The sequence below is a fragment of the Pseudomonas sp. KBN12P06040 genome (assembly GCF_037574965.1).
In the GTDB taxonomy this organism is placed as follows: domain Bacteria; phylum Pseudomonadota; class Gammaproteobacteria; order Pseudomonadales; family Pseudomonadaceae; genus Pseudomonas; species Pseudomonas aeruginosa.
In genome coordinates this window covers 6,031,959-6,050,992 of record NZ_JBBELS010000001.1, presented here as the reverse complement: position 1 = coordinate 6,050,992, position 19,034 = coordinate 6,031,959, and the positions used below count along the sequence as shown (strand labels likewise).

The following is a 19,034-nucleotide window of genomic DNA, read 5'->3' as shown; positions in this document are numbered from 1 at the left end:
CGTCACTTCTTCTTCAGTTGCTTGGCGTTGGCGAACAGCGCGGCCATGGCGTTGTTCGCCGGCGGCGCGCTCTGTCCGCGCGGGGCGCCACGCTCCTGGCGCGGCTGGCCGCTGCCGGCGGGACGCCCGCCGCGCTGGCCTTCGACCTTCTCGCCGGGGGTGTCGCTCATGCGCATGGACAGGCCGACACGGTTGCGCGGGATGTCCACTTCCATGACCTTGACCTTGACGATGTCGCCGGCCTTGACCACTTCGTACGGGTCCTTGACGAACTTCTCGGACAGCGCCGAGATGTGCACCAGGCCGTCTTGGTGGACGCCGATGTCGACGAACGCGCCGAAGTTGGTGACGTTGGTCACCACACCCTCCAGGACCATGCCCGGCTTGAGGTCCTTGAGGCTCTCGACGCCTTCCTGGAACTCTGCGGTCTTGAACTCCGGACGCGGGTCGCGGCCGGGCTTGTCGAGTTCCTTGAGGATGTCGGTGACGGTCGGCAGGCCGAAGGTCTCGTCGGTGAACTTCTTCGGGTCGAGGCGCTTGAGGAACGCCGAGTCGCCGATCAGCGAACGGATGTCGCGCTCGGTGTCGGCGGCGATGCGCTGCACCAGCGGATAGGTTTCCGGGTGCACCGCCGAGGCGTCCAGCGGGTTGTCGCCGTTCATCACGCGGAGGAAGCCGGCGGCTTGCTCGAAGGTCTTCTCGCCCAGGCGGCTGACCTTCTTCAGCTCGTCGCGGGTGCGGAACGCGCCGTTGGCGTCGCGGTGCGCGACGATGTTCTGCGCCAGCGTCGAGTTGAGGCCGGAGATGCGTGCCAGCAGGGCGGCGGAGGCGGTGTTGACGTCGACGCCGACGGCGTTCACGCAATCCTCGACCACCGCGTCCAGGCTACGCGCCAGCTTCAGCTGGGACACGTCGTGCTGGTACTGGCCGACGCCGATCGACTTGGGCTCGATCTTCACCAGCTCCGCCAGCGGGTCCTGCAGACGGCGGGCGATGGACACGGCGCCGCGCAGGGACACGTCCAGCTCGGGGAACTCCTTCGCCGCCAGTTCGGAGGCGGAATACACCGATGCGCCGGCCTCGCTGACCATGATCTTGGTCAGCTTCATGCCCGGATATTTCTTGATCAGTTCGCCGGCCAGCTTGTCGGTTTCGCGGCTGGCGGTGCCGTTGCCGATGGCGATCAGCTCGACCTGGTGCTTGGCGCACAGCGCGGCGAGCACGGCGAGGGTCTGGTCCCACTGGTTCTTCGGCGCATGCGGGTAGACGGTGGCGGTGTCCAGCAGCTTGCCGGTGGCGTCGACCACCGCGACCTTGACCCCGGTGCGCAGGCCCGGGTCGAGGCCGAGGGTGGCGCGCGGGCCGGCCGGGGCGGCCAGCAGCAGGTCGTGCAGGTTGCGCGCGAACACGCTGATCGCCTCGTCCTCGGCGCCGTCGCGGAGCTCGCCGAACAGGTCGGTTTCCAGGTGGGTATAGAGCTTGACCTTCCAGGTCCAGCGCACCACCTCGGCCAGCCACTTGTCGGCGGCGCGGCCCTGGTTGGACAGGCCGAAGCGCTCGGCGATCATGACTTCGCATGGGTGCAGGGTGCCCGGCGCTTCCTCGCCGACCTTCAGCGAGGCGCTGAGGACGCCTTCGTTGCGTCCGCGGAAGATCGCCAGGGCGCGGTGCGACGGGGCGCTTTTCAGCGGCTCGTCGTGTTCGAAGTAGTCGCTGAACTTGGCGCCTTCCTGTTCCTTGCCGGGGACCACGCGGGCGGTCAGGGTCGCTTCGCTCTTCATGAACACGCGCAGCTTGTCGAGCAGCGTGGCGTCTTCGGCGAAGCGCTCCATGAGGATGTACTTGGCGCCTTCCAGCACCGCCTTGACGTCGGCGAAGCCTTTCTCGGCGTCGACGAAACGCGCGGCCTCGCTTTCCGGGACCAGGGTCGGGTCGTCGAACAGTGCGTCGGCCAGCGCGCCGAGGCCGGCTTCCAGGGCGATCTGGCCCTTGGTGCGGCGCTTCTGCTTATAAGGCAGGTAGAGGTCTTCGAGACGGGTCTTGGTGTCGGCGAGCTTGATGTCGCGGGCCAGTTCGGGGGTCAGCTTGCCCTGTTCCTCGATGCTGGCGAGGATCGCGCCGCGGCGTTCTTCCAGTTCGCGCAGGTAGCGCAGGCGCTCTTCCAGCATGCGCAACTGGGTATCGTCGAGGCTGCCGGTGACCTCTTTGCGGTAACGGGCGATGAAGGGAACGGTGGAGCCTTCGTCGAGCAGGGCGACGGCAGCGGCGACTTGCTGCGGTTGAACGCGGCCGGAGGGCAGTGCGGAGAGCTCTTCGGCGATACGGGTGTTGATGCTGTCCATTGATCCACCTGGTAAAACGAACGAAAACGGGCCGTGTAGACAACGCCCCGCCGCAAAAGCGCCGCATTATACCTGCCAAGTTTCGCCTTGGAGGGCGGCTGGTCGGGGAAAAATCTGCTAACAATGGACAGTCCGGCCCAGCCGCTACCTGGGCGATAATGCCCGCCTGACTCATTCTGGGAGTTTCTATGTCGAACCCTGCCGCCCTGGCTGAAGGTGAAAAGATCCTCGTCGTCGACGACGACGCCCGCCTGCGCCGCCTGCTCGAACGTTTCCTCGACGAGCAGGGCTACCGCGTCCGCGCGGTGGAGAACACCGAGCAGATGGATCGCCTTCTATCCCGCGAACTGTTCCAGCTGGTTGTGCTCGACCTGATGCTTCCCGGCGAGGACGGCCTCACTGCCTGCCGCCGCCTGCGCGAACAGAACAACCAGGTGCCGATCATCATGCTCACCGCCAAGGGCGACGAGGGCAGCCGCATCCAGGGCCTGGAACTGGGCGCCGACGACTACTTGGCCAAGCCGTTCAACCCGCGCGAACTGCTGGCGCGGATCAAGGCCGTGCTGCGCCGCCAGGCGCCGCTGGTGCCCGGCGCGCCTGCCGGTGCCGACGAGGTGGTGACCTTCGGCGACTACCAGCTGTTCCTCGCCACCCGCGAACTGAAGAAGGGCGACGAGGTACACATGCTGACCACCGGCGAGTTCGCCGTGCTCAAGGCCCTGGTGCAGCACGCCCGCGAACCGCTGACCCGGGACAAGCTGATGAACCTCGCCCGTGGCCGCGAGTGGGATGCCCTGGAGCGTTCCATCGACGTGCAGATCTCGCGCCTGCGCCGGCTGATCGAGCCGGACCCGTCCAAGCCGCGCTATATCCAGACGGTCTGGGGCGTCGGCTACGTGTTCGTGCCGGACGGCAACGCGCGCAAGGCCTGAGTCTCCGCGCGGCCGGTGCAGCGATGCACCGGCCGCGTCGTCTTACCCGCAACAGGCGTCGGCCCCGTCCGCCGGCGCGCAACCGGTCCGATCGATGAAAACGCCGCTCTGGTTCCCGCAAAGCTTCTTCGCCCGCACCCTCTGGCTGGTGCTGATCGTCGTGCTGTTCTCCAAGGCGCTGACCCTGGTCTACCTGCTGATGAACGAGGACGTGATCGTCGACCGCCAGTACAGCCACGGCGCGGCGCTGACCATCCGCGCGTTCTGGGCTGCCGACGAGGAGTCGCGCGCGGCCATCGCCAAGGCTTCCGGCCTGCGCTGGGTGCCGAGCAGCGCCGACCAGCCCGGCGAGCAGCACTGGCCGTACACGGAAATCTTCCAGCGGCAGATGCAGATGGAGCTGGGGCCGGACACCGAGACCCGCCTGCGTATCCACCAGCCGTCGCAGCTCTGGGTGCGCGCACCGAGCCTCGGCGAAGGCTGGCTGGCGGTGCCGCTGTATCCGCATCCCTTGCGTGGCCAACGGATCTGGAGCGTGCTCGGCTGGTTCCTCGGCATCGGCCTGCTCTCCACCGCTGCCGCCTGGATCTTCGTCCGCCAGCTCAGCCAGCCGCTCAAGCGCCTGGTGGTCGCCGCCCGCCAGTTCGGCCAGGGGCGCAGCGTGCGTCTGCCGCTGGGGCCGGAGACGCCGAGTGAAATGGCCGAGGTGTATCGCGCCTTCAACCAGATGGCCGAGGACATCGAGCAGGGCGGGCGCGAACGCGAATTGATGTTGGCCGGTGTCTCCCACGACCTGCGCACCCCGCTGACACGCCTGCGCCTGTCGCTGGAGTTGCTGCCGGAGAGCGAACGGGAGATGGTCGAGGACATGGTCCGCGACATCGAGGACATGGATGCGATCCTCGACCAGTTCCTCGCCTTCATCCGCGACGGCCGCGACGAGCCGGTGGAGGAGGGCGACCTGACCGACCTGGTGCGCGAGGTGGTGGCACCGTTCAACCAGACTCGCGAGCAGGTGCGCATGGCCTTGCAGCCGGTACCGGCGATGCCGTTGCGGCGGGTGTCGATGAAGCGTCTGCTGGGCAACCTGATCGACAATGCCCTGAACCACGGTGGCGGCTCGGTGGAGGTGGCCAGCTACGTGGCCGGCGAAAGCGCGGCGCCCTACGTGGTGCTGAGTGTGCTCGATCGCGGCCAGGGCATCGATCCCGCGGAAGTGGACAGCATCTTCAATCCCTTCATCCGCGGCGACAAGGCGCGTGGCGGCAAGGGCACCGGCCTCGGCCTGGCGATCGTCAAGCGCATCGCCGCCCAGCACGGCGGCAGCGTCGAACTGCGCAACCGCGATGGCGGCGGCCTGGAAGCGCGGGTCTGCCTGCCGCTGGGGTTGCTGCTACCGCGCGGCGCGGCCTGATACTCGACGGGTTTGTGCCGTTCCAGCGGCACTTCCCAACCCCTCTCGCGCTTACGGAGAGGGGCGCGCCCCGTCCCTACCAGCGCAACCGGTTTCCCTCGAGCACCGCGGTCTTCCCGTAAGGCCAGGCTCGGTTCTGCGCACCATGCCCGCTGGGCAGGTGGTGGTAGAGCGGCACCTCGATGGCGGCGGCGTATTCGCCGAAGATCCGCTCCAGGCTGTGGGCGACTTCCTTGCGCGGGCAATCGGTGAACGAGCCCAGGCAGATCGCGCCGAGCTGGCGCGCGTCGATGCTTTCGAGCAATTGCCAGAGGCTGCGCTCCAGGCGGTAGTAGGGTTCGCCGACGTCCTCCAGGACCAGGATCGACCCCGCCGGGGCGTGCAGGCCGCCGAGGGTGCCGGCCATGCAGGCCAGGGCGGTGAGGTTGCCGCCGATCAGCGCGCCTTCGACGCGTTGCTTGTGTCCGCCGAGGTGCTGCACCGGGAGTTCATGGTCGATTCCGGCCAGCAAGCGGCTGACCGAGGCCAGAGAGGCTAGCCGCTCCTGCTGCTCGCGGGGGGCGCTCAGCGGCGACAGACCGAGTCCGGTGGCCACCGGGCCGTGGATCGCAGGCAGGCCGTGGCGGTGGAAAGCGCTGAGCAACACCGAGATGTCGGAGAAACCGATCAGTGGCCGCGGCGAGGCCGCCTGCAGGCGCCCCCAGTCCAGGCCCGGCAGCAACTGGCCGCAGCCGTAGCCGCCGCGCAGGCACCAGACCGCGGTGATGTCCGGCATGTCGAAGGCGTTGTGCAGGTCTTCCAGGCGCTGCTCGACGGTCCCGGCGAGGTAGCGGTAGCGGGCTTCGACGTGGCGGCCGAGATGGTAGTCCACGCCGTGCACTTCCAGTTGCCGCAGGGTCGCCTCCAGCACGTCGGTGGCGATGGCCGAGGCTGGCGCGATCAGCGCCACCCGGCCGTCGATGGGCTGCCAGGTCTGGTCGGAGGAGGGACGAGGGGTCATGCGGCGATTCCATGAAGCGTCAGGAAAGGATTCGAGTGCCGGAAGAGCCCGGGGTTCGGCGGGGTTTCCGGCATCGGTTGCGGCGGTGCTTCATTCAAGCGTGGCATGGACCTTCTGTCGAGGCCGGGATCGCCAGCGTAATGCGGTGCGTCCGATGCGCTGGGACAACGCATGCGTTGTCTGGTCCGGCTCACCCCTTTCCCTTCGTCCTGGCCAGGTGGGGGCCGCCGTTCTTTTCCAGGTACTGGATGATGATTCCGGCGATGTCCTTGCCGGTGGTGGATTCGATACCTTCCAGGCCCGGCGAGGAGTTCACCTCCATTACCAGCGGACCATGGTTGGAGCGCAGGATGTCCACCCCGGCGACGTTCAGGCCCATCACGCGGGCGGCGCGGATGGCGGTCATGCGTTCTTCCGGGGTTATCTTGATCAGGCTGGCGCTGCCGCCGCGGTGCAGGTTGGAGCGGAACTCGCCGGGCGCTGCCTGGCGCTTCATCGAGGCGATCACCTTGTCGCCGACCACGAAGCAGCGGATGTCGGCGCCGCCGGCTTCCTTTATGTACTCCTGGACCATGATGTTGTGCTTGAGCCCCATGAAAGCCTCGAGCACCGATTCGGCGGCCTTCTCGGTTTCGCAGAGGACCACGCCGATGCCCTGGGTGCCCTCCAGCAGCTTGATCACCAGCGGTGCGCCACCGACCATCTCGATCAGGTCCGGGACATCGTCCGGGGAGTGGGCGAAGCCGGTCACCGGCAGGCCGATGCCCTTGCGCGAGAGCAGTTGCAGCGAGCGCAGCTTATCCCGCGAGCGAGCGATGGCGACCGACTCGTTGAGCGGGAACACGCCCATCATCTCGAACTGGCGCAATACCGCGCAGCCGTAGAAGGTCACCGAGGCGCCGATGCGCGGGATCACCGCGTCGAAGCCCTCCAGCGGTTGTCCCCGGTAGTGGATCTGCGGCTTGTGGCTGGCGATGTTCATGTAGGCACGCAGCGTATCGATGACCACCATTTCATGGCCGCGCTCCCGCCCGGCCTCCACCAGGCGACGGGTCGAGTAGAGCCGGGGATTGCGCGACAGCACGGCGATTTTCATTCAGCACCTGTGGATGGGTTGGACCGGCTGGCGGGCAGCGGCGGCGAGGCTGTGGGTTGTCGTCGCGGCAGGCATTGGACCGGCCGTTTCGGGAATGGATGGAGGTTGGACAGGTGCTGCCGGCGAATGGCTCAAGCCGGACTCCCGTCGAGCAGGTTGATGCCCGTCGCCGCGGGCAGGGCGGCCGGCGACTCGGGACGATCCTGGACGTAGGCCAGGGCCGGGTTGACCACCAGTTGCCCGGCGATCAGCGCCTTGGAGCCGAGCAGCACGCGATAGCGCATGGACTTGCGGCAGGCCAGGGTGAATTCCACCGGCCACATGCGATCGCCCAGCGCCAGGGTGGTGCGGATCACGTAGCGGGTCTGGGCCTGGCCGTTGGAGCTGCGAATGGTCTTGCGCGCGACCATCGGCGCTTCGCAACGGTGCCGGCGCTGTACCAGCGTGCCGAGGTGGGCGGTGAAGCGCACCCACTTCTCGCCGTCGCGCTCGAAGGGAACGATGTCCGAGGCATGCAGGCTGGAGGTGCTGGCGCCGGTGTCGATCTTCGCGCGCAGCCCGACCATGCCCAGTTCGGGAAAGGCGATCCACTCGCGCAGACCGATGACGGAAAGCTGGTCGAATGTCTTCACGGGTAGGCATTCCAGGCGTTTTGCCGGCATTCTAGCAGGGCTATGGGCGGCCGCCAGACGGCTGCCCGAGGATGCCGAAGACGAACCTAGCGGCTGTCGATGACAGTCGCGAGACAACGGCGGAACGGATACGGGAAATGCCAGTGAGCGAGAAAGACGACGACAAGGTGCGCCTGGACAAGTGGCTCTGGGCGGCGCGCTTCTTCAAGACCCGGGCGCTGGCCAAGGCCGCGATAGAGGGCGGCAAGGTGCATTGCCGGGGCGAGCGGTGCAAGCCGAGCAAGGAACCCAGGGTAGGGGAGGAATTGACCATTCGTACGGGCTTCGACGAGCGAACCGTGACGATTCGCGCGCTTTCCGTAGTCCGGCGTGGCGCGCCGGAGGCCCAGGCTCTCTACGAGGAAACCGCGGACAGCGTGGAAAGCCGCGAGCGCGCGGCGGCCATGCGCAAGGCCGGGGCGCTGGGCGTACAGACCGAGGGGCGGCCGAGCAAGAAGCAGCGGCGGCAGATCCACCAGTTGCGCGGCGGCCAGGACTGAGAAGCGCCGATCTCCCGCAGGGGAGACCGGGATGGCCTCAGGCCGAGTCGCGGACCACGCCGAGGCGGCCGATCAGCGGCAATTTCGCCAGCAGGCGGAACAGCGGTTCGGTCACCTGCACCAGCCAGCCGCTGGCCTTCGCCGCCAGCGGTGTGTAGCAGCCCCAGGCGAGGGCCAGCAGGGCCATCTGCAGGCCGCCGATGTAGTCGTCCTGGCCCCAGTGCGCGCCGGCTACCAGGCGCGGCAGCATGAACAGCACGGCCAGGGTCCAGATCAGCAGGAACTGCCCGGCGCGGCGGGCGAACAGCGACATGAACAGCGCCCAGACCAGCAGCACCGAGGCGTGGTCGCCGGGGAAGCTGCGCTTGGAGCGGTCCTTGATTTCCCACACGCGTTCCCAGTCCGGGAAGTGGTCGCTGAGGTGGATGGCCTTGTCCATCAGCATCGACAGGCTGGCGTGCTGCCAGTGCAGGTGGTGGGCGATCTTGGCGTAGAGCACGCGGATCACCACCAGGATCAGCAGGGTCACGATGAAGCCGAAGGTCAGCCGCCGTACCTGGTTCGCTGGCAGCAGCCAGTCGCCGCGAATCAGCAGGCAGAGCAGGATCACCCCGACCACCGCGTCGAACGGTCGGGTACTGAGCAGGCCCCAGAGTTTCAGCCAGGTTTCGTTGAGGGCGAGGGAGCCGTTGAGCTTGTCGAAGAGCCAGAAGTCGAAGCCGTTCATCAGCTCGCGGGTGGGGCCCCAGAGCCACAGGATCAGCAGCAGGAGCGCCAGAAGATGACAGGTGGCGAACTTGCGCCATTGCCAGGCCGCTTGGAACGGAGAGGCATTATCCATAAAATCGTTTCCCCCTATCGGCGCCGGGTCGGCGTACGACTGTCACGAAGCGCGCTTTTATAGGCCTTTGTCACTCACTTGTCATTCCCTCATTCGTAGCGTTGTGTCCCGCATGTCCCATTCAGATCAGAGCCAGCGTTTCCTTTTCGACGATACCGACGTGCGCGGCGAGATGGTCGATCTCGAGCGTAGCTACAGCGAAGTGCTGGCCAAACATCCCTATCCGGAACCGGTCGCGCAACTGCTCGGGGAGATGCTCGCGGCGGCCTCGCTGCTCTGCGGCACGCTCAAGTTCGACGGCCTGCTGGTATTGCAGGCGCGCTCCAGCGGCGCGGTTCCGCTGTTGATGGTGGAGTGTTCCAGCGACCGCCAGGTGCGTGGCCTGGCCCGCTATTCGGCGGAGTCCATCGGCGCCGACGCCGGCATGCAGGAACTGATGCCCGAAGGCGTGCTGACCCTCACCGTGGACCCGGTCAAGGGCCAGCGCTACCAGGGGATCGTCGCCCTGGAGGGGGTGAACCTGGCGGAATGCCTGTCCAACTACTTCGCCAGCTCGGAACAGCTGCCGACCCGTTTCTGGCTCAACGCCAACGGCCGCCGCGCCCGCGGCCTGCTGCTGCAGCAGCTTCCCGCCGACCGCCTGAAGGACCCCGAGGCCCGCGAGGCCAGTTGGCAGCACCTGACCACCCTGGCCGACACGCTGACCGCCGAAGAGCTGCTGGCGCTGGACAACGAGACCGTCCTGCACCGCCTCTACCACGAGGAAACCGTGCGCCTGTTCGAGCCGCAACCGCTGGTCTTCCATTGCAGTTGCTCGCGGGAACGTTCGGCCAACGCCCTGGTCAGTCTCGGGCAGGCCGACTGCGAGCGGCTGCTCGAGGAGGAGGAAGGCTCGATCACCATCGACTGCCAGTTCTGCAACCAGCGCTACCTGTTCGACGCCTCCGACGTCGCCCAGTTGTTCGCTGGCGCTGGCAGCCAGGGGCCTTCCGAGACCCGCCACTGACGATTTTTCATCCAGCGGGCTTTTCTGGCATAATCCCGCCACTTTTTTCCTGTAGTGAGTTTTTTGAAGCGCTACGAAGTTTGGAGGACTCGGCCTCTGGCCGACGGGGAACCACATGACGCAAGCCAACAACGCCGTGTACACCGATATCAGCGCCGCCCAACTGGTAGAAGAAGCCATTCGCCGCGGTGAGGGCGAACTGGCCGCCAACGGCTCGCTGGTCGTACGCACCGGCCATCGCACCGGCCGTTCGCCGGTCGACCGTTTCATCGTCGAAGAGCCGAGCACCAAGGACGCGATCGCCTGGGGCAACATCAACCGTCCGTTCCCGGCCGACAAGTTCGATGCGCTGTGGGCCCGCGTGGAAGCGTTCAACAACGCCCAGGACCATTTCGTTTCCCATGTTCATGTAGGTTCCGCCGAGGCTTACTACCTGCCGGTGAAGATGACCACCGCTACCGCCTGGCAGAATCTGTTCGGCCGTTGCCTATTCATCGAGCCGGAGCAGTACAACCCGGCCGGCAAGGACGAGTGGCAGGTCCTCAATGTCGCCAACTTCGAATGCGTGCCCGAGCGCGACGGCACCAACTCCGACGGTTGCGTGATCCTCAATTTCGCCCAGAAGAAAGTGCTGATCGCAGGCATGCGCTATGCCGGCGAGATGAAGAAAGCCATGTTCTCCGTGCAGAACTTCCTGCTGCCCGAGCGCGACGTGCTGCCGATGCACTGCGCTGCCAACATCGGCGAAGCGGGCGATGTGACCCTGTTCTTCGGCCTGTCCGGCACCGGCAAGACCACCCTGTCCGCTGATGAAAGCCGTTACCTGATCGGTGACGACGAGCACGGCTGGGGCGAGGGCGTGGTGTTCAACGTCGAAGGCGGTTGCTATGCCAAGTGCATCGACCTGTCCGAGAAGAACGAGCCGGTCATCTGGAAAGCCATCAAGTTCGGCGCCGTGCTGGAGAACGTGGTTCTCGACGAAGAGCGCGTGCCCAACTACGCCGATGACAGCCTGACCCAGAACAGCCGCGCCGCCTACCCGCTGGAGCACGTCGAGAAGCGTTCGGAGAAGAACCTCGGCGGCGAGCCCAACGCGGTGATCTTCCTGACCTGCGACCTGACCGGCGTACTGCCGCCGGTATCGATCCTGAACAATGAGCAGGCGGCCTACCACTTCCTGTCCGGCTACACCGCGCTGGTCGGCTCCACCGAGATGGGTTCCGGCGGCGGTATCAAGTCGACCTTCTCCACCTGCTTCGGTGCTCCTTTCTTCCCGCGTCCGGCCGGTGTCTACGCCGAGCTGCTGATCAAGCGTATCAAGGCCTTCGGCTCCAAGGTCTACCTGGTCAACACCGGCTGGACCGGCGGTGGCTACGGCGTCGGCAAGCGCTTCAACATCCCGACCACCCGTGGCGTGATCGCGGCGATCCAGAGCGGCGCGCTGATCGGCGCGGAAACCGAGCACCTGGACATCATCAACCTGGACGTGCCGAAGGCCGTTCCGGGCGTCGAGACCAATCTGCTCAACCCGCGCAACACCTGGGCCGACAAGGCTGCCTACGACGAGGCGGCGAAGGGCCTGGCCAAGCAGTTCATCGAAAACTTCAAGAAATTCGAGGTTTCCGATGCGATCAAGGCCGCCGGCCCGCAGCTGTAAGCACGTTTCGGCACCATGAAAAAAACCGCCTTCGGGCGGTTTTTTCATGGGCGAACGTCAGGGGTAGGTGACGGTGATCAGGTAGTTGCCGGAGCGGCGACCGCTTCCGGCCAGCTCATAGCGCGCCGAGAAATCCCGTTCACCGATGACCGTATCGCTGGGTTGCAAGTGGCGCACCTCGCCGGTCTTCATCGAACGGATGCTGACATCCGCGGTGCGCGCCTGCATGGGACAGCCACTGAGGTGGAAACTGCCCTTGCTTTCGTCTTGGCGGGGAGCGCTCATCGAGCATGGTGGCTCGACAATGGCGCCGGTGAAGCGGATGACGCCGCTGATGCTGCCGGGGGCGGCGAACAGGTTGCTGGAAGTTCCTACAAGAAGACCGAACAAAGCCAGTTGGCCCATCCTGTTCATGAGCTTACTCCTACGTGAGTTCATCCTTATTTTTCTGCGTTCGTGCGTCCCGGGAGGGGCCCTCTCCCAGGCGCTGGCATTGGAGTGGAATATAGGACAATTCCTTAGGAAAATTCCTTCCTAGGAATAGTCCTAGTCTTAATTCTGTAAGTAGCTGCTGTGGGGCTGCGTCGGATTTATTGAAGTCTGGTTTATCTTCTCGCCAATGCCCTAGAGTGGGCGCCCCTTTGTTCCCTCGCAGTGGATCTCCCCCATGCATATCGAAGACGCCGTTCGTAGTCGCCGTGCCATCAAGGGCTACGACTCATCCTTCAGCCTGACTCGCGAAGAGAAGGACCATCTCCTGGACCTGGCGCTGCATGCGCCTTCCGCCTTCAACCTGCAACACGTGCGGCTGGTCGAGGTCAGCGATCCGCAATTGCGCACGCAGTTGCGTGAAGTGGCCTGGGACCAGGCGCAGGTCACCGACGCGGCGATGCTGGTGGTGGTGTGCGCCCAGCTCGACAGTTGGGAGCGCAACGCGCAGCGGGTCTGGGACGGTGCTCCCGAGGCAGTACAGGCGTTCATGGCAGGCGCCATCGACACCTACTACCGCGGCAAGCCCCAGGTACAGCGCGACGAAGCCATGCGCAGCTGCGGCCTGCTGGCGCAGACCCTGATGCTGGTCGCCCGCGGCCAGGGCCTGGATTCGTGTCCGATGGATGGTTTCGACTTCGATGCCGTGGCCCGGCTGATCAACCTGCCGGACAACCATGTGATCGGCCTGATGGTGGCGGTCGGGAAAAAGGCCATTGAACCCTGGCCGCGCAGCGGCAAGCTGCCGCGGGAAGAACTGGTCATCCGCGACCGCTTCTGACTGCCCGGATTCCCCTAGTCCGGTCCGGCGGCCCCGACCTGGCGGATCTGTTCGACCAGCCATTGCAGGGCGATGTCGCGTTCGCGCTGGGCCAGGAACACCAGTTCCAGGTGGAACGGGCCGAGGTCGAACGGCAGGTCGAACGATTGCAGGGGCAGCAATCGTTCGAAGTAGTGCGCCAGTTGTCGCGGCAGGACGCCGACCAGGTCGCTGTACGCGGCGATGTGCGCTGCCTGCAGGTAGTTCGGTGTGGTGTAGGCCACTTGCCGCTTGAGCCCCTGGCTGCCCAGCCACTGGTCGACCATCCCCTTGGTCTGCCCGCCGTGCACCCACAGGTGCTGTAGCTCCAGAAAGGTGGCCAGGTCGGGAGCCTGCGCCAGCAGCGGGTGCTGACGTCGGGCGACCAGTTGCAGGGTCTCGCTGGCCCAATGGCGGCGCTGGAAGCGCGCCGGGACGTTTTCGAAGCGGCCTAGCACCAGGTCCAGTTCGCCTTTGTCCAGCGCCTCGGCCGGCAAGGTCGGGGTCAGGTGCTGGATGGCGATGGAGATTCCCGGCGCACGCTCGCTCAGGCGGCGCATCAGGGCGGGCATGCAGATCAGTTCGACGTAGTCGGTCACCGCTACGGTGAAGCGCTGCCGGCTGCGCCCGGGATCGAAGCCCTCGCCGTCGCCCAGGCTTTGTTCGATCTGCCGCAGCGCCGCGCGGATCGGCGCTTCCAGCGCCAGCGCCCGGGGCGTCGGCTGCATCGCACGACCGGCGCGGACCAGCAGCGGGTCGTCGAGCAGCTCGCGCAGGCGGTTCAGTGCATTGCTCACTGCCGGCTGGCTCAGCGCCAGGCGCTCCGCCGCGCGCGAGACGTTGCGTTCGCGCAGCAGGGCGTCGAGGACGCGTAGCAGGTTGAGGTCGAAGGTTTGGATATTCACTGCCTGAATTCCATCTATCACAAGACTAAATTTCAAAAATAGTACGACCTTCCCCTAAGGTAGTGGTCGCTTTTTGTGCGGTCGGACTGCCCCAGGTTTCGTCCACCGTTCCTCCTGCGCTCGCTACAACGAGGACAAGACCATGAGCCAGAACTTTTCCTTCCGCCAGGCCGCGGTGATCGGCGCCGGCACCATGGGTCGCGGTATCGTCATGTGCCTGGCCAACGCCGGTCTCGACGTGCAGTGGCTGGACAGCAACCCGCAGATGCTCAACCAGGCGCTCGGCGCCGTGGCCGACACCTACGCGCACAACGTGCGTCAGGGGCGTATCGGCGAAGAGGAAGCGGCCGCGCGCCGCGCCCGCATCACGCCGGTCCAGCACCTCGCCGCGATACGCGAGGCGGACCTGGTGATCGAGGCGGTCTACGAGAACCTGGAACTCAAGCAATCGATCTTCCGCGAGCTGGACGCGGCGCTGAAGCCCTCCGCGGTGCTGGCCAGCAATACTTCCTACCTGGACATCGACGCCATCGCCGCGGTCACCGCGCGTCCGGGTCAGGTGCTCGGCCTGCACTTCTTCAGCCCGGCGCACATCATGCGGCTGCTGGAGATCGTGCGCGGCGCGCAGACCGCGCCGGCGGTGCTGGAGGCGGCCCTGGCGCTGGGCGAGCGGATGGGCAAGGTCAGCGTGGTGGCCGGCAACTGCCACGGCTTCATCGGCAACCGCATGCTCGAACCCTACGCCACCGAGGCCCGCCTGATGCTGCTGGAAGGCGCCCTGCCGTACCAGGTGGACCGGGCTCTCCAGGCGTTCGGTTTCGCCATGGGGCCGTTCCGCATGTACGACGTGGTCGGTATCGACCTGGAGTGGCGCGCCCGCGAGTTGGCCGGGGTCGGCCAGGACCAGCCGGCCGTGCAGGTAGACAACCGCCTTTGCGAGCTGGGCCGCTTCGGCCAGAAGAGCGGTGCCGGTTACTACCGCTACGCGCCGGGCAGCCGCCAGGCGGAGCACGATACCGAGGTGGATGCCCTGGTGCTCCGGGTCGCCGAGACGCTGGGCTACCCGCGGCGCGATTTCGCCGACGAGGAAATCCTCGAGCGTTGCCTGCTGGCGCTGGTCAACGAGGGCGCGAAGATCCTCGACGAGGGTATCGCCGCCCGTAGCGCCGACATCGACACTGTCTACCTGAACGGCTACGGCTTCCCCGCCGCGGAGGGCGGTCCCATGGCCTGGGCCGATCGCCTCGGCGTGGCCGAGCTGCTGCAACGCCTGCGTTTCCTCGAACAGCGCCACGGCGCGCGCTGGAAGCCGGCGTCCCTGGTCGAGCGCCTGGCCGCCGAGGGCGGAGCCTTCGCCGACCTGCAGGAGGCGCGCTGAGATGGATTACCAGGCCCCCTTGCGCGACATGCGCTTCGTTCTCCATGAACTGTTCGATGTCGGCGCGCATTGCGAACTGCTGGGCAACGGCATCGATCGCGAACTGATCGACGGCGTGCTCGAGGAAGGCGCGCGCTACACCGGCCAGGTGGTGGCGCCGCTCAATCGCAACAGCGACGAGGAAGGCGCGAAGCTGAAGGACGGCGTGGTGACCACCCCCACCGGCTTTCGCGAAGCCTACCGGCAGTACAGCGAGAACGGCTGGGCGAGCATGACCGGACCCACCGAGTACGGCGGCCAGGGCTTCCCGCAGATGGTCTCCGCGTGCTTCCACGAGATGCTGATGGCCGCCAGCCTGTCCTTCCGCGTCTATTCGGGGCTGACCGAGGGCGCCGTGCTGGCGCTTTACAAGCATGGCGACGAGGCGTTGCGGCGCGACTACCTGGCCAAGCTGGTGAGCGGTGAATGGGCCGGCACCATGTGCCTGACCGAACCCCAGGCCGGCACCGACCTCGCTCTCCTGCGCACCCGCGCCGAGGCGCAGGCCGACGGCAGCTACGCGATCAGCGGCAGCAAGATCTTCATCAGCGGTGGCGAGCAGGACCTCACCGAGAACATCGTCCACCTGGTGCTGGCGCGCCTGGCGGACGCGCCGGCCGGGGTGAAGGGCATCAGTCTGTTCCTGGTGCCGAAGTTCGTCGCCAATCCCGATGGCTCCCTGGGCGAGCGCAATAGCCTGGGGTGCGGCGCCATCGAGCACAAGATGGGGATCAAGGGCGCTTCCACCTGCGTGATGAACTTCGACGGCGCCAGGGGCTGGCTGCTGGGCCAGGCGAACCAGGGCCTGGCCTGCATGTTCACGATGATGAACGACGCGCGCTTCCAGGTCGGCCTGCAGGGCCTGGGTATCGCCGAACGGGCCTTCCAGGGCGCCCTCGGCTACGCCCGCGAGCGCCTGCAGTCGCGCGCCCTGGTCGGCCCGCAGGCACCGGACAAGGCCGCCGACCCGATCATCGTGCACCCCGACGTACGGCGCATGCTGCTGACCCAGAAGACCCTGGTCGAAGGCTGCCGCATGCTGGCGGCCTGCTGTGCACGCCAGCTCGACCTGGAACACGGCCATCCGGATGCCGACGGCCGGCGCGCGGCGACGCGCCGTGCAGCGCTGCTGATCCCCATCGTCAAGGCCTTCCTTACTGATGTCGGCCAGGAAGTCGCCAGCCTCGGCGTACAGGTCTATGGCGGTCACGGCTTCATCCGCGAATGGGGCATGGAGCAATTGATGCGCGACAGTCGCATCACCCAGATCTACGAAGGCACCAATGGCATCCAGGCGCTCGATCTGGTCCGCCGCAAGCTGCTCGGCGACCAGGGCGGCGAACTGCTGGCGCTGCAAGGCGAACTGGCGGTGGCCAGCGAGGCGCTGCAAGGGCGTGCTGCGCTGGCGCCGCTGGTCGAGCCGGTGCTGCAACGCCTGGAAGAGTGGCGGCAGCTCACCGGCCAGGTACTCGAGGCCTGCGCCCGCGATCCCCAGGAGATCGGCGCCACTTCCGTGGACTTCCTCCAGTACAGCGCCTACGTATTGCTCGCGGCCCTCTGGTTGCAAGCCGCGGCACGAGCCCAGGAAGCGCTGGACGGCGGCTCCGGCGAGGGCGATTTCTATCGGGCCAAGCTGCGCAGCGCCGATTTCTACCTGCGGCGCATCCTGCCGCGGGCGAGCATGCACCGCGAAGCCTTGCTCGGTGGCGCCGACTGCCTGATGGCCCTGCCCGAAGAGCATTTCTCGTTCTGACGGGCGTCTCGCCCAAGGAGACCGATATGCAAGCTTTCAGTTTCGCCACTACCGCGCAGATCCTCTGCGAGGTCGGCTCCGCCATCCGCCTGGCTGAACTCTGCCGCGAGCGAAGGGCGCGCCGCGTGTTGATCGTGACCGACCCGGGGATCACCCGGCTCGGCTTGCTGGATGCGATCCTGCCCGGCTTCCCGCGCCTGGGCCTGGCCGTCGAGGTGTACGACCAGGTGCTCGCCGATCCGCCTGAATCGGTGGTCGAGGCCGCGCTCGGGCGGGCGCGGGGCATGGCTGCCGAGCTGGTGGTCGGTTTCGGCGGTGGCAGTTCCATGGACGTGGCCAAGCTGGTCGCGCTGCTCGCCCATGCAGAGGCAGGGCAGGGGCTCGGCGAGGTCTTCGGGGTCGGCAACGCACGCGGGCCGCGCCTGCCGCTGATCCAGGTGCCGACCACCGCCGGGACCGGCTCCGAGGTGACGCCGATCGCCATCGTCACCACTGGCGAGACCACCAAGATGGGTGTGGTCTCGCCCTACCTGCTGCCCGATCTGGCGTTGCTCGATGCCGACCTGACCCTCGGGCTGCCGCCGGCGGTCACCGCGGCGACCGGTATCGACGCGATGGTGCATGCGATCGAGAGCTATACCAGCAAGCTGAAGAAGAATCCGCTGTCCGATCTGCTGGCGCGGGAGGCGTTGCGCCTGCTGGCGGCCAACCTGGAACGCGCGGTAGGCGACGGCGGCGACCGCGAGGCGCGCCAGGCCATGCTGCTGGGCGCCTGCCTGGCCGGGCAGGCCTTCGCCAATGCGCCGGTGGCGGCGGTACATGCCCTGGCCTATCCGCTGGGAGGGCATTTCCACATTCCCCACGGCCTGAGCAACGCGCTGGTGTTACCGGAGGTGATCCGTTTCAACGCTCCCGCTGCCGCTGGACTCTATGCCGAGCTGGCGCCGCTGCTGCTGGGCGACCGCTTGCGTCCGGGCGATCGCGACGCGCTTACCGCGCAGCTGATCGACGAACTGGCCCAGCTCAGTCCGCGCAACGGCCTGCCGAGCCGCTTGCGCGACGCCGGGGTGGACGAGGCGATGCTGCCGCGCCTGGCCGCCGACGCGATGCTCCAGCAGCGTCTGCTGGTCAACAACCCACGTGAGGTCGGCGAGGCGGACGCCCTGGCGATCTATCGCGCGGCATACTGAATCCCTTCTACGAGGACCGGGCATGGCGACCGCCCCGCGACCGCTGCGCGAGCAGTACCTTCATTTCCAGCCGATCACCACGCGCTGGCACGACAACGACATCTACGGACACGTGAACAACGTGACCTACTATGCGTTCTTCGACACGGCGGTGAATACCTACCTGGTCGAGCGCGGCGGCCTGGATATCCAGGGCGGCGAAGTGATCGGCCTGGTGGTCAGTTCCAGCTGCGACTATTTCGCGCCGGTGGCCTTCCCCCAGCGGATCGAGATGGGCTTGCGGGTGGCGCGCCTGGGCAACAGCTCGGTGCAGTACGAACTGGCCTTGTTCCTCGAAGGGCAGCGGGAGGCCTGCGCGGCCGGGCGTTTCGTGCATGTCTTCGTGGAGCGCCGAAGCAGCCGCCCGGTGGCCATTCCGCAGGGACTACGCGATGCGCTGGCCGCGCTTCAGAGCGCGGCCCAGTGACAGAGATCGCCCACCGCCCGTGACAGGGCGATGGCGTGCAGTTCGTTCAGGCGATCGTCGCGTACCTGCCGTTGCAGCGCCTGGTTTAGCCTCGGCCGGCAGTCGTCGACGCGCAGTTCGGCGAGCGCCGGGGCGTAGCCGCGCAGCAGCTCCAGGTTGAGCTGATTGAGGCGGCTGCGGATGCGCTCCAGGTCGACCGCCTGGCCAGCGTCCGGTAGCGGCCGGCTGAGCAGGCGGTACTGGACCAGCTTGTTCGCCTCGATCTGCGCGGCGAACAGCAGGCGCACCTGCTCGGCGCCGACCCCGTGGCTCCCGGCTTGTCCGGCGAGCATCTGCAACTGTTGTTCTTCCCGCGGGCTGTCCTGTACCGCCTTGCCCGACTGGGCCTTGCTCTGGGCTACCTGATCGGCTAGTTGCAAACGCTGGCTGCTCAGGCTCAACAGTTGCTGGAGAGCCGGTGACAGCGGCTGGGCCTGGAGCAACGGGCCTTGCAGGAGCAGGAGGGCAAGCAGGCCCCAACTGGCGAACGACGGGCGCATCTGGAAATCTCGGATGG

At 66.7% G+C, this 19,034-nt stretch carries 18 protein-coding genes; 10 read left to right on the top strand and 8 right to left on the bottom strand.

What is annotated here, in order from left to right; genetic code table 11:
• Positions 1-2: 2 nt before the first annotated feature.
• Positions 3-2,342 (bottom strand): Tex family protein, encoded by a 2,340-nt coding sequence (locus VQ067_RS28440; RefSeq protein WP_033954786.1) that lies wholly within the window; start codon positions 2,340-2,342, stop codon positions 3-5.
• 188 nt (positions 2,343-2,530) lie between these two features.
• On the opposite strand from VQ067_RS28440, the gene amgR reads away from it, so the two are divergent.
• Complete coding sequence (gene amgR, locus VQ067_RS28435) at positions 2,531-3,274, top strand: two-component system response regulator AmgR (RefSeq protein WP_003096259.1); 744 nt, start codon at positions 2,531-2,533, stop codon at positions 3,272-3,274.
• Between the two features lie 94 nt (positions 3,275-3,368).
• Positions 3,369-4,688 carry a two-component system sensor histidine kinase AmgS gene (gene amgS / locus VQ067_RS28430; protein WP_003109988.1) on the top strand — a complete coding sequence of 440 codons (1,320 nt, stop codon included), beginning with the start codon at positions 3,369-3,371 and terminating at the stop codon, positions 4,686-4,688.
• Between the two features lie 76 nt (positions 4,689-4,764).
• Here amgS and VQ067_RS28425 read toward each other — a convergent pair whose 3' ends face one another.
• The 3 genes from VQ067_RS28425 to rimB form a co-directional block, all read right to left on the bottom strand.
• Complete coding sequence (locus tag VQ067_RS28425; protein ID WP_003109987.1) at positions 4,765-5,688, bottom strand: LD-carboxypeptidase; 924 nt, start codon at positions 5,686-5,688, stop codon at positions 4,765-4,767.
• Positions 5,689-5,878: 190 nt separating this feature from the next.
• Positions 5,879-6,784: a 30S ribosomal protein S6--L-glutamate ligase gene (gene rimK, locus VQ067_RS28420; RefSeq protein ID WP_003096254.1), complete on the bottom strand. Its 906-nt coding sequence runs from the start codon at positions 6,782-6,784 to the stop codon at positions 5,879-5,881.
• Positions 6,785-6,915: 131 nt separating this feature from the next.
• A complete protein-coding gene (gene rimB / locus VQ067_RS28415; RefSeq protein ID WP_033991280.1) occupies positions 6,916-7,416 on the bottom strand; it encodes a retropepsin-like aspartic endopeptidase RimB in 501 nt (166 codons plus the stop codon).
• A 143-nt stretch (positions 7,417-7,559) separates the two neighbouring features.
• Here rimB and VQ067_RS28410 point away from each other — a divergent pair, with 143 nt between their 5' ends.
• Positions 7,560-7,955 (top strand): RNA-binding S4 domain-containing protein, encoded by a 396-nt coding sequence (locus VQ067_RS28410; RefSeq protein WP_003136003.1) that lies wholly within the window; start codon positions 7,560-7,562, stop codon positions 7,953-7,955.
• A gap of 37 nt (positions 7,956-7,992) precedes the next feature.
• On the opposite strand, the gene VQ067_RS28405 is transcribed toward VQ067_RS28410, so the two are convergent.
• Complete coding sequence (locus tag VQ067_RS28405) at positions 7,993-8,796, bottom strand: phosphatase PAP2 family protein (protein WP_003109984.1); 804 nt, start codon at positions 8,794-8,796, stop codon at positions 7,993-7,995.
• 112 nt (positions 8,797-8,908) lie between these two features.
• On the opposite strand from VQ067_RS28405, the gene hslO reads away from it, so the two are divergent.
• Together hslO and VQ067_RS28395 are read left to right on the top strand one after the other, a co-directional pair.
• Positions 8,909-9,802, top strand: a complete 894-nt coding sequence (hslO, locus tag VQ067_RS28400; protein WP_003109983.1) for an Hsp33 family molecular chaperone HslO — start codon at positions 8,909-8,911, stop codon at positions 9,800-9,802.
• 115 nt (positions 9,803-9,917) lie between these two features.
• Positions 9,918-11,459, top strand: a complete 1,542-nt coding sequence (locus VQ067_RS28395) for a phosphoenolpyruvate carboxykinase (RefSeq protein WP_003109982.1) — start codon at positions 9,918-9,920, stop codon at positions 11,457-11,459.
• Positions 11,460-11,516: 57 nt separating this feature from the next.
• Here the strand turns inward: VQ067_RS28395 and VQ067_RS28390 are convergent, their stop codons facing one another.
• Positions 11,517-11,873 carry a hypothetical protein gene (locus VQ067_RS28390; RefSeq protein ID WP_003109981.1) on the bottom strand — a complete coding sequence of 119 codons (357 nt, stop codon included), beginning with the start codon at positions 11,871-11,873 and terminating at the stop codon, positions 11,517-11,519.
• A gap of 253 nt (positions 11,874-12,126) precedes the next feature.
• Here VQ067_RS28390 and VQ067_RS28385 point away from each other — a divergent pair, with 253 nt between their 5' ends.
• Complete coding sequence (locus VQ067_RS28385) at positions 12,127-12,729, top strand: nitroreductase family protein (protein ID WP_033991281.1); 603 nt, start codon at positions 12,127-12,129, stop codon at positions 12,727-12,729.
• A 14-nt stretch (positions 12,730-12,743) separates the two neighbouring features.
• Here VQ067_RS28385 and VQ067_RS28380 read toward each other — a convergent pair whose 3' ends face one another.
• A complete protein-coding gene (locus VQ067_RS28380) occupies positions 12,744-13,652 on the bottom strand; it encodes a LysR family transcriptional regulator (protein ID WP_003096239.1) in 909 nt (302 codons plus the stop codon).
• Positions 13,653-13,794: 142 nt separating this feature from the next.
• Here VQ067_RS28380 and VQ067_RS28375 point away from each other — a divergent pair, with 142 nt between their 5' ends.
• From VQ067_RS28375 to VQ067_RS28360, 4 genes are read left to right on the top strand one after another with little or no spacing between them, the layout of a single operon-like run.
• Positions 13,795-15,030 carry a 3-hydroxyacyl-CoA dehydrogenase gene (locus VQ067_RS28375; protein WP_033991282.1) on the top strand — a complete coding sequence of 412 codons (1,236 nt, stop codon included), beginning with the start codon at positions 13,795-13,797 and terminating at the stop codon, positions 15,028-15,030.
• Position 15,031: 1 nt separating this feature from the next.
• Positions 15,032-16,822, top strand: a complete 1,791-nt coding sequence (locus VQ067_RS28370; protein ID WP_033991283.1) for an acyl-CoA dehydrogenase C-terminal domain-containing protein — start codon at positions 15,032-15,034, stop codon at positions 16,820-16,822.
• Between the two features lie 26 nt (positions 16,823-16,848).
• Positions 16,849-18,012, top strand: a complete 1,164-nt coding sequence (locus VQ067_RS28365) for an iron-containing alcohol dehydrogenase (protein WP_033991284.1) — start codon at positions 16,849-16,851, stop codon at positions 18,010-18,012.
• A 22-nt stretch (positions 18,013-18,034) separates the two neighbouring features.
• Positions 18,035-18,478, top strand: a complete 444-nt coding sequence (locus VQ067_RS28360; RefSeq protein WP_033991285.1) for an acyl-CoA thioesterase — start codon at positions 18,035-18,037, stop codon at positions 18,476-18,478.
• Here VQ067_RS28360 and VQ067_RS28355 read toward each other — a convergent pair.
• The gene (locus VQ067_RS28355) at positions 18,460-19,017 is read right to left on the bottom strand and encodes a chorismate mutase (RefSeq protein ID WP_033991297.1); all 558 of its coding nucleotides are present in this window, start codon (positions 19,015-19,017) and stop codon (positions 18,460-18,462) included. The two genes, VQ067_RS28360 and VQ067_RS28355, sit on opposite strands and share 19 nt — an antisense overlap.
• Positions 19,018-19,034: the final 17 nt, after the last annotated feature.

Coding starts and splice junctions, on each gene's coding strand:
- VQ067_RS28395 (WP_003109982.1), top strand. CDS start 9,918: ATGACGCAAGCCAACAACGCCGTGTACACCGATATCAGCGCCGCCCAA.
- VQ067_RS28375 (WP_033991282.1), top strand. CDS start 13,795: ATGAGCCAGAACTTTTCCTTCCGCCAGGCCGCGGTGATCGGCGCCGGC.
- amgS (WP_003109988.1), top strand. CDS start 3,369: ATGAAAACGCCGCTCTGGTTCCCGCAAAGCTTCTTCGCCCGCACCCTC.
- rimK (WP_003096254.1), bottom strand. CDS start 6,784: ATGAAAATCGCCGTGCTGTCGCGCAATCCCCGGCTCTACTCGACCCGT.
- VQ067_RS28405 (WP_003109984.1), bottom strand. CDS start 8,796: ATGGATAATGCCTCTCCGTTCCAAGCGGCCTGGCAATGGCGCAAGTTC.
- VQ067_RS28355 (WP_033991297.1), bottom strand. CDS start 19,017: ATGCGCCCGTCGTTCGCCAGTTGGGGCCTGCTTGCCCTCCTGCTCCTG.
- VQ067_RS28365 (WP_033991284.1), top strand. CDS start 16,849: ATGCAAGCTTTCAGTTTCGCCACTACCGCGCAGATCCTCTGCGAGGTC.
- hslO (WP_003109983.1), top strand. CDS start 8,909: ATGTCCCATTCAGATCAGAGCCAGCGTTTCCTTTTCGACGATACCGAC.
- amgR (WP_003096259.1), top strand. CDS start 2,531: ATGTCGAACCCTGCCGCCCTGGCTGAAGGTGAAAAGATCCTCGTCGTC.
- VQ067_RS28370 (WP_033991283.1), top strand. CDS start 15,032: ATGGATTACCAGGCCCCCTTGCGCGACATGCGCTTCGTTCTCCATGAA.
- VQ067_RS28360 (WP_033991285.1), top strand. CDS start 18,035: ATGGCGACCGCCCCGCGACCGCTGCGCGAGCAGTACCTTCATTTCCAG.
- VQ067_RS28425 (WP_003109987.1), bottom strand. CDS start 5,688: ATGACCCCTCGTCCCTCCTCCGACCAGACCTGGCAGCCCATCGACGGC.
- VQ067_RS28390 (WP_003109981.1), bottom strand. CDS start 11,873: ATGAACAGGATGGGCCAACTGGCTTTGTTCGGTCTTCTTGTAGGAACT.
- VQ067_RS28440 (WP_033954786.1), bottom strand. CDS start 2,342: ATGGACAGCATCAACACCCGTATCGCCGAAGAGCTCTCCGCACTGCCC.
- VQ067_RS28385 (WP_033991281.1), top strand. CDS start 12,127: ATGCATATCGAAGACGCCGTTCGTAGTCGCCGTGCCATCAAGGGCTAC.